Raw genomic sequence first — 15,182 nt, 5'->3', positions numbered from 1 at the left:
AACGCTGGCACGCCTTCGTCATGCGGCAGCGGACTCGACCCTGATGCCCGGTGCCCCGAGCTTCACGAGCATGCAGGCCCCGGTGCCAAGCAGGCTCTCGATGCGCTCCACGAAGGGCTCGACCTTGTCATTGGGCACGACCACCTGGATGGTGCCGCCAAAGCCACCACCATGAATGCGTGCCGATCCACACAGCGTGCCATCGACGGGGACGGTGAGCTCCGCGAGCACGCGTTGACACAGGGCAAGCGTGACCATGGCGTCCTCGTGATCTCCGGGGAAACCAACGTTTTGCAGGTGCTCTGCCGATACGATGCTCGAGCGATTGGTCAGGTATACGAAACTTTGGGCATCATCGCGACGCAAGGCCTCAACGCGCCGCTGCACGAGACGAAACTCCTCGAAGAAAGCCAGGCCGCGCAAGGCAACAAGATCGCCGTACTCCGCACGAACGCGGCCGATGTCGTTGACGTATTGGCCCATGGAGATGTCACGAAGCTGCGCGACGCCAAAGGCATCGGCCGCATCCTGCATGTCCTGCGCGACGCTCGCGAAGGAGCTCGTCGCATCCTCGTGCCCGCTTCCGCAGCTTACGAGAAGATAGGTATAGCCATCGCAGGAAGGCGGCAAGACGACCTTGCTTATCGCAGGATTCACGCGATTGGCAAAGTCCATGAGGATGACGCCGCCAAACGCGCAGGCGATTTGATCCATGATGCCACAGGGCTTGCCAAAGAAAGCCCGCTCGGCATGCAGGGCCATCTGAGATAGATGCAAGGGCGTAAGGCGCTTCTCGCGAATGTCGTCCTCGAGTGAGACGCCATCCCTGTGCGCGATGATACGCCAGCCACCGATAGCGGCAAGCGCGGCACCCACGCAAAGCTCGAAGGCAGCCGAACTGGAAAGCCCCGCCCCAGGAGGGATATCCGAATGGATATCGAGCGTACAACCTTGCAACTCGACGCCCTGCTGCATGAGCTGGGCAGCCATTCCGCGCACGAGCGAGACGGTCGTGTTGCGCTCACTTGCCCGCGAGGTCCAGCAATTGGGGTCGGCAAGGTTAATGGAGCATTCTCCATGTCCGTAGGAACGCACGCGTATGCGGCTACCGGCATCCACATACGCATCGCAGACGATACGCCTGTCGACAGCCGAGGCAATGACACAGCCACCTTGATGATCTTGGTGGTTTCCTGCAACTTCGGTTCTGCCGGGAACGCTTACGCGACAGTGGTCGATGAATCCAGACGCCTGATGGTGCTCGGGTGACACAATATCCATGGCCGGCCCTTCCACACGTATTTTGATTTTTGAATTGTTCGTCTGGCAAATAATCTATATCGCGTATGATTGTACCACCAGACGTTCCGAATTACCTGCAGGCGAGATAAAAAGGATGGGGCAGCAAAGATGTTCGATTTCAGACGCGCACTCAAGAGCGCCCTGCAGACCCATCCCGACGACGAGCTCATGCAGCTTCTCACGCCTTGGGGCGAGACACTTGACCCCCATGACCTGCTCCAGGAATATCCGCGTCCCCAGATGCGCCGCGAATCATACGCGAACCTCAATGGCTGGTGGGAATGCACGATACGCGCGGACCAGCAGGAGGGAAACGAAGCCGACCCCGTCTATAGCGGGCAAATACTCGTTCCCTTCTCCCCCGAATCAGCGCTCTCGGGAGTGGGCCACCAGCTGCTTCCCCACGAGACCATCTGGTATCGCCGTAGCGTATCGATGCTCAAGCGCCCGGGCAAACGCTATCTCCTGCACTTCGGAGCAGTCGACTTCGCGTGCGAGTGCATCGTCAACGGACATCCTGTCGGAAGCCATCGCGGTGGCTACACGCCCTTCAGCTTCGATATCACGGACGCCCTGCAGGCCTTCGGCGACGCAGAGTCGGTCGCCACGATCGACCTTGCCGTACGCGACCCGAGCGAGATAGGCACGCAACCACGCGGCAAGCAGCGCCTCGACCGTGGCAGCATCTGGTACACCGCACAAAGCGGCATCTGGCAGACCGTCTGGATGGAAGAGGTCAGCGACCCGTATATCGAGAAGATCGACATACGCACCAGCGAGGACATGCTGCAGCTGCGCGTGCACGCGGCGGGCAGCATCGACGATGCCGAGCGTGCGCTCTCGGTCGACGTCTTCGACGAAGGTGAGCTCGTCGCCTCTGCAAGCACACCCGTGCAAGGCAACGGCCCCCATGATATCGAGATTGCGTTCGCGGATCCTCACCTCTGGAGCCCCGCTGATCCGCACCTCTACGACCTTGGCATCTCCTATGGCGAGGATGCCGTAGGCAGCTATTGCGCATTTCGCAGTTTCACCATCGAGTACGTCGAAGGCAAGAGCATGCCGGTCTTCTGCTGCAATCACGAGCCGCTCTTTCTCAAGGGCGTGCTCGACCAGGGATATTGGTCCGATGGCTTGCTCACCGCGCCAAGCGACGAGGCCCTACGCTACGACATCGAAATGGCCCGCAAGCTCGGCTTCAACATGCTGCGCAAGCATCTCAAGGTTGAGCCGGCACGCTGGTACTACCATTGCGACTGCCTCGGCATGATCGTATGGCAGGATATGGTCAACGGAGGCGCCCAGAGTTACCCCGCGTTTTGGACCAGCCAGCTACCCACGGTCTTTCCCGGCATCGCACGTCATGTCGATGACACGAAGAAGCTCGCTCGCTTCGGTGCCGAAGACGCATCTGCGCGCGAACTCTGGCTTGAGCAGGCGCACGCCACCATCGAGCATCTCCGCTTCTTCCCCTGCATCGCGAGCTGGACCGTCTTCAACGAGGCCTGGGGGCAGTTCGAAGCGAACAAGATGACGAACGCATTGGCGCAGCTTGACGACACGCGCCCCTTTGACCAGGCAAGCGGTTGGTACGACCAAGGCGGCGGAGATTACGTCAGCGAGCACAACTACTTCCGCGATCTGCACCTGCCCAAGGGCCATGGATGCGATGACGAGCGTGCACGCGTCATATCGGAGTTCGGCGGCAGTGCGTTTCGCGTCGAAGGACATAGCGCGATCGAGCGATCCTACGGCTACGATACCCACGAAGACGCGGAAGAATTCGCCGCGGCCGTCAGACATGAGCTCGAAAAGGCCAATGCGCTTGAAGCCGAGGGGCTTTCCGGTTACGTCTACACGCAGCTCACGGATGTCGAGGAAGAGGTCAATGGGCTCATCACCTATGACCGGCGTGTCGTGAAGGCACGGCCCACATCCGTTGACGAGGCGTAACGTTTCGGGCCCGAATCTTGGCTACCATAGGTAGTCACAATCCAATTTAGACGAATAGCAACGAAGGGCTGATGAAGCATGGCACTGGGTGTGAGCAGAAGAGACATGGTAATGATCGGCGTGCTGCTGGCGGGCACGCTACTGGCGGTGCTTAACCAGACGCTGCTCTCCCCCGCGCTTCCCGCCATCATGGCAAGCCTCTCGGTCGATGCGACCACCGTGCAGTGGCTCACGAGCGGCTACTCCCTCGTCGAGGCCGTCATCATCCCGCTTTCGGCTTTCCTCATCGGACGCTTCACGACGCGCCAGCTCTTCAACACGGGCTTCGTCATCTTCGCCGTTGGTAGCCTCGCTGCCGCGCTCGCGCCCAACTTCTGGGTGCTGCTGCTTGGCCGCGTGCTGCAGGCCACATGCACGGGCATGGTCATGCCCATGGTGTTCACGGTCATCCTGCTCGTCTTTCCGCGCGAGAAGCGCGGCACGGCCATGGGTGCCATCGGCCTGATCATCGGTTTTGCCCCGGCCATCGGTCCCTCGGTTGCAGGCTTGCTCGTCGACTCGGTTGGCTGGCGTTGGCTGTTCGGCATCGTCACGATCCTAACCGTCATCGTCCTCGCGCTCTCGCTCGTGTTGCTGCGCAACTACGGTGACTTCAAGCGCACGAGCTTTGACCCTCTCTCCGTCCTGCTCTCATCGGCAGGTCTTATCTGCCTGCTCTATGGTCTCTCGACCTTCTCCTCGAGCGACAACCTCGCCGTAACAGGCGCGCTCATTGTCATCGGTCTCATACTCGTGGGTCTCTTCGTGCGTCGCCAACTCAAGCTGCCCGTCCCCATGCTCAAGGTCGACATCCTCAAGACGCGCAAGTACGCGACGACCGTCATCATCATCGTCATCGTGCAGGCCGCCCTCATGGGCACAGGCGTCATCACGCCCCTCTACATCCAAGGTGTCTGCGGTTACTCGGCCACGATGTCGGGTATCGCCATGTTGCCCGGCGCAGTCATCGGTGCGTTCATGGGCCTCGTGAGCGGCCGCCTCTTCGACCGTTTTGGCGTTCGCAAGGTCGTCGTGCCTGGCTCCATCGTCGCGCTCTTCGGCGCCTTCTGCCTCACGCTTCTGGGTATGGATACCGACTTCATCTTCATCATGCTCGCCTACACGATCCTCACCATCGGCCTGCAGTTCACGATGACCCCACTCAACACCTGGGGCGTCAATTCGCTGCCCAATGAGGTAATCCAGCACGCGCAGGGCCTGTCCAATACGCTCAACCAGGTCGCTGCCTCGCTCGGTACGGCCGTTCTCGTGTCTATCTCGGCGCTCGCTCCCGTCTTCGCGCCTGATGCCGTAGGCATCGAGCAGATGTTCATCGGCGATCACATGGCGTTTACCACCACGGCGGCGATCATGGTCATCGCCGTACTCGTCATCCTCTTCTTCGTACGCGACAAGGCGAGGAAGAAGGGTGTCGTGGAAGTCGAGGCACAGGCAGCCGGCGACGAAACTGTCGATTACGCAGCCGGCTTTGACGGCGTGACGGTGGATGCCACGGAAAGCGAGAACATCGCGGCCGAGGCTGGCAGCGACGGCTCCGGAGAGATGCAGTACCACGTCTCGGATGCCATGAACCGCAATCCCCTTGCCGTCCTCGCCGGTACGACCATGGACGAGGTCATCGAGTTCATGGCGGCGCATGACGCGAGCGGCCTGCCCGTCATCGACGAGAATGGCAAGCTCGTCGGTTTCATTTCCGATGGCGATGTGGCCTCCTACCTTGGCAGCAACGACATCTCGTTGCTCGATTCGACGCTCAACATCTACCGTTTCGAGGATGACACCGCGCTCACCTCGCGCTTGGTCGACCTGCTCAACCTCGATGTCATGGACATCGCGACGAAACGCGTCATCTCCGTGCACGAGGACACGCCGCTCGACAAGGCAGTCCACACGCTCTCCGAAAAGCGCATCAAGAAGATGCCTGTCATAGACGGGGAAGGCAGGCTCGTGGGAGCCCTGAGCCGCCGCAACGTCATGCACGCCATCGCCGGCGCAATCGGCGAGCTCAAGAACGGCAGGTAAGCACCCCTCCCCTGTCATTTCGAGCGCAGCGAAGCGGAGTCGAGAAATCTCGCCAGCCATTGTCATTTCGAGCGGAGCGAAGCGGAGTCGAGAAATCTCGCCAGCCATTGTCATTTCGAGCGGAGCGAAGCGGAGTCGAGAAATCTCGCCAGCCATTGTCATTTCGAGCGGAGCGAAGCGGAGTCGAGAAATCTCGCCAGCCATTGTCATTTCGAGCGGAGTCGAGAAATCTCGCCAGCTTGGAGATCTCTCCACTCCGGCGCTGCGCGCCTCCGGTCGAGATGACAGAAGAGGCGGCCTTGCGGCGCCTCCGATCGAGATAACGATGGTGCCTACCGGAAGCGTTTGAGCAGCAGCGAGTTGCAGACAACGCTTACGCTCGACAGGGCCATGGCGGCGCCCGCGAGCGCTGGTGCCAGGATGCCCACGGCGGCCAGCGGAATCATGATGCAGTTGTAGATGAGTGCCCAGAAGAGGTTCTGGCGTATCTTGCGCATGGTCGCTTTGGAAAGCCGCAGTGCTACGACTAGGTCACTCAGGCGATTGCGCATGAGCACGACGCTGCCGGCATCCAACGCCACATCCGTGCCCGATGCCATGGCGATGCCCACGTCTGCCGCGGCCAGCGCAGGTGCATCGTTAATGCCGTCGCCGACAAATGCGACGATGTTCTTTGCCTCGGCATCTTGCGCCTTCTTCGAAGCCGCTTCGAGCATGCGCACGTCTTCGGCAGATTTCACTTCGAGTACGCGACTGGCCTTTTCAAGCGGCTTGACCCCTGCAAAGACATGGGTATCCACAATGCCGACCTCGGAGGCGACAAGCCTCGCGGTCTTCTCGTTGTCACCCGTCACCATATACGAGGCGATACCGAAGTCCTTCATGAGGGCATGCACCGTAAAAGCCGCATCCGGTTTCGGCTCATCTTTGAATTGGATGTATCCCATAGGCTCGCCATCGATGCTGACAAGAACGCCCGATCCTGCACCTTCCAGCGCAACGCTCGTGCCGACAAAGACGTCATGCCCGTCGACCTTTCCCCTCACGCCCTCGCCGATGACAGCCTTGAAGTCGGTGACCTCGGGAAGGTCATCAATACCTCGCGCGGCGGCATAGGAAACGACGGCATGGGCAAGCGGATGCTCGCTTTTCGATTCGACCGCAGTCGCCATGGCCAGTGCCTCGTCTGCGACATCGCATGTGACGACGCTTGGCTCACCCCTGGTAATGGTGCCGGTCTTGTCGAAGACCATGGCCGAGAGCTTCACGAGCATCTCGAGCACGGAGCCGTCTTTGATCAGAATGCCAAGCTGGGCGCCCTTTCCCATGCCCACCATGAGAGCGGTCGGCGTGGCAAGACCCAGCGCACAGGGACATGCCACGCAGATGACCGCGATAGCCGGCATCAACGCCTGCTGCAGGCGATGGGACGCCACATCAGGCTCCACGAAGAAGAACCAGACGCAGAAGACGCACAGCGCGATGATCAAGATGGCCGGCACGAAAATCGATGCGATCTTGTCGGCGATGCGCTGGATGGGAGCTTTCGATCCCTGGGCATCCTCGACCGCACGCACGATGCGCGCCAACGTTGAATCCGCACCCACGCGAAGGGCACGCACGGTGACAGATCCCGTGGTGTTCTGCGAACCTCCCGTAACCGCATCGCCTTCGCCCTTGACGACGGGAAGGGTCTCTCCCGTGAGCATGGATTCGTCGACTTCGGTCGAGCCTTCGATCACGACGCCATCAACCGGCATCTTCTCACCGGGAAAGACGACGACGGTATCACCTGCGGCAACCTGTGCCAGGGGAATCTCCTGCTCTTTGCCACCGCGGATGACACGAGCGGTAGGTGGGGTGAGGTTCATGAGAGCCTCGATTGCCTGGTTGGTTGCTCCCTTCGCCCTTCCCTCGAGAATCTTTCCCAGCAAGACGAACGTGATGAGCATGGCACAGGTCTCGAAGTACGGCATGCCGTCGTTTATCTCCATTGCAGCACTTCCAGGACCCCAGTCGCTGGTGATGACCGGCAGAAACGTGATATAGACGGAGAACGCGAACGCAATGGTGGTGCCCAGGACGACCAGCACGTCCATATTGGCAGAGCCGCCCCTGAGCGACCCCCATGCGCCTTTGTAGAATCGTGCGCCACAGCAGAACTGCACGGGAATCGTGAGCACCATGAGCAAAAGGTTGCATGCAAACATCGACTGGGCGTGCGTAGGATCTGCAACGAAGATGCCCGCGAGCGCACCTCCCACGCCCATGTGCCATCCGGGAAGCATTCCGATGCAGAAGACGACGACGGTAAAGACGCATGCCGTCGCGAAGACCTTCGTGTCCCGTTTCGCACGCGTCATTTCTTTCGCACGGCGCCTCTCATCCACGAGAGGGGCATCTTCCGGGATGATCTCGGCAGTGAACGAGAGGTTGTCGAACACGGCGAGCATGTCATCTACGCTTGCTTGCGAGGGATCGAACGTGACCTTGCCCGTGTTGTTTGCCAAATTGACCGCGACATCAACCACCCCGGGAGTCGAACGATAGTGCTTTTCGATGTTGGCAGCGCAGTTCGCGCAATGCATGCCATCGATGGCCAGGCGTACGGTGCTTTGCATGAACGCCCCCTTTCGCGTCTTTCCTCTATAATCCTGAGCTTAGCATAAAGAATTCGACACATGAAAGAAAACAGGGTGGCCCCCCACGGGAAACCACCCTGGAATTGTCGCAAGCATCCGCTTCTAGAGGCTCTTCTTGAAATCCTCGAACTTCTGCTTGATCTCGGTGCGCTTCTTCTCGATTGCCTCGTGCCGGTCTGCCTTGCGCTGGGCGCGCAGCTTTTCGCGGGCCTCCTTGGCGAGCTCCTTCTGGATCTGGTCGGCCTGATCGACCTCATCGGCGATCTCGGCGGCATCCCAGTGCATGACCGCGCAGTCCATACCATCGAACTGCATGTCGAAATCCGCGGAGTCGTCCTCTTGCACGAGCGCGATGAGGGCCGTCTGTCCCGGAAGCAGCGAACGGCTACTGTAGGCAAGCAGCGAGGTGTTGTCCGCGGCATCGCTCTCGTCGACGAGGCTTCCCGCGAGTAGCCCAACGCCACCGCCGAGCAGGATGCCGATGGGACCTCCGAGTATGCCCACGGCTGCTCCGAGCAGGCCGCCCATCCACGTGTCATCCGTCGTGTCCTGACCCGAATCGAACCCGTCCTTGGGCACGATGTTTCCATCGGTGTTCTTCACGATGACCATCTGGAGAATCGTGTAAGACGATGTGACCGGCTTGCTCTTGAGGTGGGAAAACGCCTCGTATGCCTGGCTCTCGACCGGGAAAGTTACCATCGTTACGTATTCCATGGCATAGCTCCTATTCTTTGATGCACATATTGCATGATACCAGTATACACCGTCCATCAATGATTACATACCGTTTACCGAAACATAGTTGTATCAACAAAATAGTGGGAAGAACAAACAATCAATTGAACCTGACTTTAGGTCAAGCTATCATCACGCAAAGTGAAAGGAGGGCCTTCATGCAGTATTCCATTGGCGAGATAGCAGAGATGACGGGACTCTCGCCTTCGACGCTCCGCTTCTACGACAAGGAAGGCCTGCTTCCCGGCCTCGAGCGCCAAGGTGGTAGGCGAGTCTTTGGCGAGGGTCATATCGAGACTCTACGCATCATCGAATGCCTGAAGCGCTCCGGCCTGGAAATACGAGACATCCGAAAGTTCATGGAGCTCACGACCAAGGGCAGCACAAGCTATGCACAGCGTCGGGAGCTGATGGAGGAAAGGCGCCTGAAGACCCTCGAGCAGATCGAGGAACTGCAAAAGACGCTTGCCGTGCTCGAGTACAAATGCTGGTATTACGATGAGGCCCTCTCGCGGGGCAACGAGGATTTTGCCCAAGGTGCTCCCGACAGCCTCCCCCAAGAGGCTCGTGAGCTCTATGCGCGTGCGTTTCTCCAAAATGAGAACCATCTGGAAAGGGAATCGGAATGATCGGAACCATCGCGAACACTGCGGCAATTGTCTTGGGAAGCTCGATTGGGGCCGTGGCCAAGCGTGGACTTGGCGAAAAGTACCAGGACGTGCTCTTCCTCGCCATGGGCCTTGCCGCCGTAGGCATCGGCGCCAATTCCATCGTCAAGGGCATGGGCGAAAGCGTCTATCCGGTTCTCTTCATCGCGAGTCTCGCCATCGGTGGCGTCATCGGTACGGCACTTGACATCAACGGCCGCTTCGACCGCTTCGTCGACAAGCGTTCCAAATCGGAATCGAACCTCTCGCAGGGGCTCTCCACGGCAATCATGATCTTCTGCTTCGGTGCGCTCTCCATCATCGGCCCCATCAACAGCGCCCTCTACGGTGACGAGACCTTCCTGCTCACGAACGCCACGCTGGACCTCGTGACCTCGATGGTGCTCGCCTCGTCCTTCGGCATCGGCATCGCGCTCGCAGCCATCGTGCTCTTCTGCTGGCAGGGCGCGATATTCCTACTCGCCGCCCAGCTCCAGCCCTTCCTCACGGCAGACCTCATGGCGGAAATCACCGTCGTGGGCGGCTTCCTCATCCTGGCATCGGGCCTCGGCATACTCAAGGTCAAAGAAATACCCGTGATGAACCTGCTGCCGGCACTGCTCGTCCCGCCCCTATGGTTCCTCGCCATCCAGTTGCTGACGCCCTTCCTGTAGGCCACCAGCATCCTTGCGTCATTTCACGACGGTGAAGTCGACGAGAAACGGATTGACGCTGCTCATGAATTCCTTGCGATGGGCCACGGTGGCCTGGCCTTCGGGGATGGTCTTGAATGCGTTGGCAACATCGGACGCCTCGCTGAAGAACAGCTCGAGAATCCCGTCGAAGGGGAGCCTCTCGTGGCTGACATGACGACCGTTTACCATGCGGTCGATGATCAGATGCTGGTTATAGCCATAGAAAATGTCAGTGGGCATCTTCGCCATGCACCCCGAATGGACGACAAACCATTCGCGGGTAAAGTCCTCGAACGATACGTCCGGCATCGTGCGGCCCAGCAAGGTCATCTTTTTGTGGCACTCGTCCTCGACGCGCAGGGGAATGGACACGTTCTCGAGACAGACGTAGGTCTCCTCGTATACCACCGCATTCACACGTTCTCGCAGGACGGCCGCGTATGCATCGGATTTTCTCGCCTGCTCGTATGCATCGAGATCGACATAGCGCTCGATGGTAAACGCATCGGCGAGAATCGCCTCGGACGAGGCATCGCCTTGCTCCTTGGCAGTCACCCTATCGAACTCGAAGGATTCAAGCCCGGGAATTTGAAGACACAAGGGTGCATAGACATCATTGAGGAACACGTCGAAATCATTGTCCGAAATAGTCGGATCCTTGCGAAAGAGGTTAATGCAGGAAATCATCGTGCCTGCCCTTTCTATTTGAAAAGTGCCTACATCATAAAGACCTTGTACGCATTGGCCGTGTCCTCGTAACGCTTCTTTATCTCGGCTTTGCCACGCAGGTACGTCAGTGACATCTCGGTAAAGTACCAGCGGCCATCGATCTTCACGTACGTGTTGTCATAGTGGGCACGCCCGACAAACTCGCCACCATTCTCCGCATCGTAGAGATCATCCTCAAGCGACCAGTGCGACGTTGCCGTATCTGGCCCCGTGATGTCGATCCAGTGATGATGCCCCTGGTGACTCGAGGTCACGCCCTCGCCAAACTTGCCCTTCATCGTCTCGAGCATGCCATCGCGCCCTTCGTAGCGCCCACCTGTCGTGTTGTTGATGAACACGAAATCGTCGACGAGAATACCAGCAAGACCATCCCAGTTCTTGGCGTCGAGGTAATCCCAATACTGCGCTTGCAGACGCTCAATTGCGCGCATGTCTTCCAGATTCTGAATGCGCTTTTCGAGGTCCTCCATGGTGCTCATGTCAATCCCTCCTTACAAGAGGCTGAATCCACCCTCTTCGTAGATGGTCTCGCCCGTGATGAACGAGGCATCATCCGAGGCAAGGAAGAGGGCGACGCTTACCATCTCCTCGATTTCGCCATAACGACCAAACGGCATCTTTGCCAGGAAGGCGGCGTTGCGCTCCGGGTCGAACCTCGTGCCTTCCGTGATGCGGGTCTTCGAGGTGCCCGGGGCAACGGCGTTGACATGAATGTCGTATTTGGCAAGCTCGAGCGCCATGACCTGCGTGAGCATGCTCACGGCCGCCTTGGAAGGACCGTAGGGCGTGATGCCGCCGATGGTCTTACGTGCGCTATTGGAGCTCGTGTTGACGATATATCCCTTGATGCCCTTGTCGACCATCGTGCGCGCAACGGCCTGGCCCACGTAGAAGACGCCGTTCAGGTTCGTGTCCATGACGTCGAGCCAGCCTTCCTGACTGCACTCGAGGAAGGGCTGACGATGGGTGATGCCCGCGTTGTTCATAAGGACGTCGATATGGTCGAACTCCTCGATGACCTTGGCGACGCTCTCCTGCACTTGGCCATAGTCGCGTACGTCGCAGTGCATGCAATACACGCGCTCGTTATCGGCGTAGACCTCTTCCATGGTATCGTCTTCGATATCGAAGACGATGACCTGTGCGCCTTCCTTCACGAGCTGCTCGGTCATGCCACGGCCCAAGCCATTGGCACCACCGGTCACCAGTGCGATCTTGTCGATGAATCTTTGCTTTTCCATGGAAGCATCCTTTCGATCCTATTGCTTGTCAGCCGTTGCCAGGTGTAGATAGGTCGTGGCACCGCCATCGGCCGCGATGGATTCGCCGTTGATGAAGCTCGCTTCATCGGAAGCAAGAAACAGCGCGACCGAGGCGATCTCTTCGGGAAGCGCGTAGCGCTTCATCGATGACGCCTCGCTGAGACCCTTGCGGTTCTGCCCTCTAGGCAGCGTCATGTCCGTAAGGATGAGCCCGGGGTTTACCGCATTGACGCGCACCCCGTAGGCCCCCAGGTCGGTAGCTGCGGCACGGGTTGCGCCCAAAGCCGCCGCCTTGGCCATCGCATAGCCGATAAAATTGCCGGGACCAAAGTGATTGCCCTGATAGGAACAGGTGTTGACGATGGCACCACCACCCGAGTCGATGATGGCCTGGGCGCAGTAGTGCATGCCGTTGTAGACACCCCAGCAATCGACGTCCATCATGCGCTCGAGATCCTGGCGAGATGCCGTGAGAACCGATCCGTTCATGCAAATGCCGGCATTGTTCACGAGCACGTCGAGATGCCCCTGCTCATCGAGAATCTTCGCGACAAGCTTTTGCCAGGCGACCTCATCGACGACGTCCATGGGAAAGACCACGGCCTCTCCCCCGTCATCCCTGATCTGCGCTTCCACGCGCCTGAGCCCGTCCTCCTTGACGTCAGTCATGTAGACCGTCGCGCCTTGCTGGGCGAACATCTTGGCTTCCATCTCGCCTTGACCGCCAGCGGCACCGGTCACGATGACCACCTGATCTTCGAACTTCCCGGAGCCCTTCTCGACCCGAGGCCAGTGCTTTGCCTGCTCCTCGCCATAGACCCTCTCCTCGAACTCTGCCTGGCCTGGACCCGAGAGGACGGCATCATCGAAAAACTCCGCGCGCTTTGACTTCATGCTTCTCTCCATTCAGGAAAAGGCGGCCGCATCGAATTTTCGTATCCGATGCGGCCGCATGAATCGACTAGTCTTCCAGCTCGACAGGAACCGCTTCGACAAAGTAGGTCGTCACCGTTCCGATAAACTCGGCGGCATGGACGCTTGCGCGCTTCTTGAAGCCCACGCTGCCGTAGCATTCGTCAAAGGCCTCCATGTCCTCGAACCAGAACTCGACCATGCCCTCGACCGGGAGGTCCTTGTAATGGACCTCTTCGTCACCGATGCAGCGGTCGATCACGAGGTTCTGGTTGTAGCCGCAGCATCCTCCCATCAGCTCCACCAGTATGGAGTGGACGTACCACCACTCGAAGTGGAAGGTCATGGCATCGACGCCCTCGGCGCGATCGCAGAACGAGACGCGCTTGATGATGTCGCGGTCCTTGAGATACTCGGGGACGAGCTTGTCGAATTTCCTGACCGTGACAAGCGCGGGGATGGGCTCCTCCACGATGGGTTCGAGCACGTCATCGAGAGCATCACCGGTCTGGGCCATGCACTTGGCCATGTCCCCGTAGCTATCGAAGATCATCTCTATGAAACCGTCGATGTCGATTGCGCCGCGGCCCAGATGCGAACGTTGCTGCTTGTCGGTCACGAAGTTGATCTCGCACGTGCGCAACAGGGGCATCTTGGCGATTAGGTCACGCACCTCCCCCATCATCACCGCGCGGAACTCCTCTTCGGAAACCCCTTCCTTGCACTTGAGTAGGTTAATCCTGGAAATCATGACTACTCCCCTTCTTCAAGGTTGTTTAGTTCTCGGCGTTCTTGGCTTCCATCATGGCGGCATCACGAGCCTTCATCTTGTTGTAGATCGGCAAACCGATCGCAAGCAGGATGATCGCGATGATGCAAAGGACGCCCAGGATGGGAAACGCCGTGCTATAGCTGCCGGTGGCGGCAAGCGTATTGGCGGAGAGCATGGGGCCGATGACGGCCGCAAGCGCATAACCCCAGTACATGAAGCCATAGTTCTGGCCCATGTTAGCCGGGCCAAAGGCATCGCCGGTAAGCGAGGGCATGATGGCCATGATGCCGCCAAAGCACATGCCCAGGACAATCGACTCGATGATGAAGGGCATCGTGGAATCGGTGTTTCCATAGAGGAACAGGTGAATCACCGCGGTGATGCCAATGACGATGAACAGCGTCTGGAATCGCCCGATCTTGTCGGAAAGCGTGCCGAAGCCAAAGCGTCCGGCGGCATTGGCAACTGCGAAGATGCTGACCATCATGGCGCCCGTCGCGGCATCCATGCCCGCCTGCGTCTGGCCGACGAGAGACGCGGTGCCAAGCATGAACACGCCCGTGCATGCGGTGAGCGCGAATACGATGACCATGATCCAGAAGAGCGGGGTCTTCATCATCTCGGGAGTGGTGTAGCTCCTGCGGTTCTTGGCCTCCTCGTCAACGGGAGGATTCCATCCTTCGGGCTGGTAATCCGCAGGCGGAAGGACATAGCAGAGCCACGAGAAGATAAGGAACATCACGATGCTGAACGCGCCCACGACCATGAACGAGGGCATGGGACCGATTGCCTGCACGATCATGTTTCCGACCGGAGCCGTCCACAGCGGCCACAGTGCCATCGTGGCAAGCGAGATGCCGTTGACGAGACCCTTCTTGTCCGGGAACCAGCGCGTGGTCAAGGCCAGTGACGTGTTGTAGATGATGCCATCGGCAAAGCCGACGATGATGCCGAAGGTGATGAGCAGCATGATGGGATTCGTGGAAAAGCCCGTGAGAATCCAACCGATGCCAAAGACGATGCCACTGACGAGCATGATCTTGTGAGCCGCGAACTTGCGCTGGAACCAGCCGCCAACGGGGCCACCCGCAAAGCCGATGACAACGATGGCGAGCGTGTAGGCAAGCGCAACGATCTGTGGTGACCAGCCAAACTCGGCCATCATGGGTTTCTGAAAAATGCTGTAGCAATTCAATGATGCGGTGATTGCTCCGCACATTGCCGCGCCAACGAGAACCACCCAGCGCGATTTAGGCTTCATTGCCATGTGTTCCTCCAATATAGCTTCCGAAAGATTGCGTGCATGTGAAAGGCATCGCCTTTCCCCCAAACCGAGACCCCTCCTCCTTTCGTTTCGACGTGCAAACCGTTCTATACGCACATGATTCCGATGTTGCGATGCGTGCTGATGTGTCGGAGTCAATTGATGCCGAAACCGGACTAGATCC

Annotated in this window: 13 protein-coding genes; 4 read left to right on the top strand and 9 right to left on the bottom strand. The window is 58.9% G+C overall.

The genetic code is table 11. From position 1 onward, the window contains the following. Positions 1-18 precede the first annotated feature (18 nt). Positions 19-1,281 (bottom strand): hypothetical protein, encoded by a 1,263-nt coding sequence (locus tag DBY20_03145; GenBank protein ID PWL78891.1) that lies wholly within the window; start codon positions 1,279-1,281, stop codon positions 19-21. Positions 1,282-1,470: 189 nt separating this feature from the next. On the opposite strand from DBY20_03145, the gene DBY20_03140 reads away from it, so the two are divergent. Both DBY20_03140 and DBY20_03135 read left to right on the top strand, forming a co-directional pair. Next, positions 1,471-3,255, top strand: a complete 1,785-nt coding sequence (locus DBY20_03140; protein PWL79405.1) for a glycoside hydrolase family 2 — start codon at positions 1,471-1,473, stop codon at positions 3,253-3,255. 84 nt (positions 3,256-3,339) lie between these two features. Further along, positions 3,340-5,337, top strand: coding sequence for a multidrug transporter (locus DBY20_03135; GenBank protein PWL79404.1), 1,998 nt, complete (start codon positions 3,340-3,342; stop codon positions 5,335-5,337). A 332-nt stretch (positions 5,338-5,669) separates the two neighbouring features. On the opposite strand, the gene DBY20_03130 is transcribed toward DBY20_03135, so the two are convergent. Further along, a complete protein-coding gene (locus DBY20_03130; protein PWL78890.1) occupies positions 5,670-7,958 on the bottom strand; it encodes a heavy metal translocating P-type ATPase in 2,289 nt (762 codons plus the stop codon). Positions 7,959-8,081: 123 nt separating this feature from the next. Beyond that, on the bottom strand, positions 8,082-8,696 hold the full coding sequence (locus DBY20_03125; GenBank protein PWL78889.1) for a DUF1269 domain-containing protein: 615 nt from the start codon (positions 8,694-8,696) through the stop codon (positions 8,082-8,084). Between the two features lie 179 nt (positions 8,697-8,875). Between DBY20_03125 and DBY20_03120 the strand changes: the two genes are divergently transcribed. Together DBY20_03120 and DBY20_03115 are read left to right on the top strand one after the other, a co-directional pair. Beyond that, on the top strand, positions 8,876-9,346 hold the full coding sequence (locus tag DBY20_03120; GenBank protein PWL78888.1) for a MerR family transcriptional regulator: 471 nt from the start codon (positions 8,876-8,878) through the stop codon (positions 9,344-9,346). Continuing rightward, complete coding sequence (locus tag DBY20_03115; protein PWL78887.1) at positions 9,343-10,038, top strand: DUF554 domain-containing protein; 696 nt, start codon at positions 9,343-9,345, stop codon at positions 10,036-10,038. Before DBY20_03120 ends, DBY20_03115 begins: the two co-directional genes overlap by 4 nt. A gap of 18 nt (positions 10,039-10,056) precedes the next feature. Here DBY20_03115 and DBY20_03110 read toward each other — a convergent pair whose 3' ends face one another. The 6 genes from DBY20_03110 to DBY20_03085 form a co-directional block, all read right to left on the bottom strand. Beyond that, positions 10,057-10,746, bottom strand: a complete 690-nt coding sequence (locus DBY20_03110) for a hypothetical protein (protein ID PWL78886.1) — start codon at positions 10,744-10,746, stop codon at positions 10,057-10,059. Positions 10,747-10,775: 29 nt separating this feature from the next. After that, positions 10,776-11,267: a nuclear transport factor 2 family protein gene (locus DBY20_03105; GenBank protein ID PWL78885.1), complete on the bottom strand. Its 492-nt coding sequence runs from the start codon at positions 11,265-11,267 to the stop codon at positions 10,776-10,778. Positions 11,268-11,279: 12 nt separating this feature from the next. Further along, on the bottom strand, positions 11,280-12,029 hold the full coding sequence (locus DBY20_03100; protein ID PWL78884.1) for a short-chain dehydrogenase: 750 nt from the start codon (positions 12,027-12,029) through the stop codon (positions 11,280-11,282). Between the two features lie 18 nt (positions 12,030-12,047). Then, complete coding sequence (locus tag DBY20_03095) at positions 12,048-12,944, bottom strand: NAD(P)-dependent oxidoreductase (protein ID PWL78883.1); 897 nt, start codon at positions 12,942-12,944, stop codon at positions 12,048-12,050. Between the two features lie 67 nt (positions 12,945-13,011). Continuing rightward, complete coding sequence (locus tag DBY20_03090) at positions 13,012-13,713, bottom strand: ethyl tert-butyl ether degradation protein EthD (GenBank protein PWL78882.1); 702 nt, start codon at positions 13,711-13,713, stop codon at positions 13,012-13,014. Between the two features lie 25 nt (positions 13,714-13,738). Next, the gene (locus DBY20_03085; GenBank protein PWL78881.1) at positions 13,739-15,001 is read right to left on the bottom strand and encodes an MFS transporter; all 1,263 of its coding nucleotides are present in this window, start codon (positions 14,999-15,001) and stop codon (positions 13,739-13,741) included. Between the last annotated feature and the right edge of the window lie 181 nt (positions 15,002-15,182).

The sequence above is a fragment of the Coriobacteriia bacterium genome, from assembly GCA_003149935.1.
Classification (GTDB): domain Bacteria; phylum Actinomycetota; class Coriobacteriia; order Coriobacteriales; family QAMH01; genus QAMH01.
This window is presented reverse-complemented; position numbering and strand designations above follow the sequence as displayed.

Excerpts from the sequence above, each read along its gene's own strand:
- DBY20_03145 (PWL78891.1), bottom strand. The coding sequence starts at position 1,281 with ATGGATATTGTGTCACCCGAGCACCATCAGGCGTCTGGATTCATCGAC.
- DBY20_03140 (PWL79405.1), top strand. The coding sequence starts at position 1,471 with ATGCAGCTTCTCACGCCTTGGGGCGAGACACTTGACCCCCATGACCTG.
- DBY20_03130 (PWL78890.1), bottom strand. The coding sequence starts at position 7,958 with ATGCAAAGCACCGTACGCCTGGCCATCGATGGCATGCATTGCGCGAAC.
- DBY20_03125 (PWL78889.1), bottom strand. The coding sequence starts at position 8,696 with ATGGAATACGTAACGATGGTAACTTTCCCGGTCGAGAGCCAGGCATAC.
- DBY20_03120 (PWL78888.1), top strand. The coding sequence starts at position 8,876 with ATGCAGTATTCCATTGGCGAGATAGCAGAGATGACGGGACTCTCGCCT.
- DBY20_03115 (PWL78887.1), top strand. The coding sequence starts at position 9,343 with ATGATCGGAACCATCGCGAACACTGCGGCAATTGTCTTGGGAAGCTCG.
- DBY20_03110 (PWL78886.1), bottom strand. The coding sequence starts at position 10,746 with ATGATTTCCTGCATTAACCTCTTTCGCAAGGATCCGACTATTTCGGAC.
- DBY20_03105 (PWL78885.1), bottom strand. The coding sequence starts at position 11,267 with ATGAGCACCATGGAGGACCTCGAAAAGCGCATTCAGAATCTGGAAGAC.
- DBY20_03100 (PWL78884.1), bottom strand. The coding sequence starts at position 12,029 with ATGGAAAAGCAAAGATTCATCGACAAGATCGCACTGGTGACCGGTGGT.
- DBY20_03095 (PWL78883.1), bottom strand. The coding sequence starts at position 12,944 with ATGAAGTCAAAGCGCGCGGAGTTTTTCGATGATGCCGTCCTCTCGGGT.
- DBY20_03090 (PWL78882.1), bottom strand. The coding sequence starts at position 13,713 with ATGATTTCCAGGATTAACCTACTCAAGTGCAAGGAAGGGGTTTCCGAA.
- DBY20_03085 (PWL78881.1), bottom strand. The coding sequence starts at position 15,001 with ATGGCAATGAAGCCTAAATCGCGCTGGGTGGTTCTCGTTGGCGCGGCA.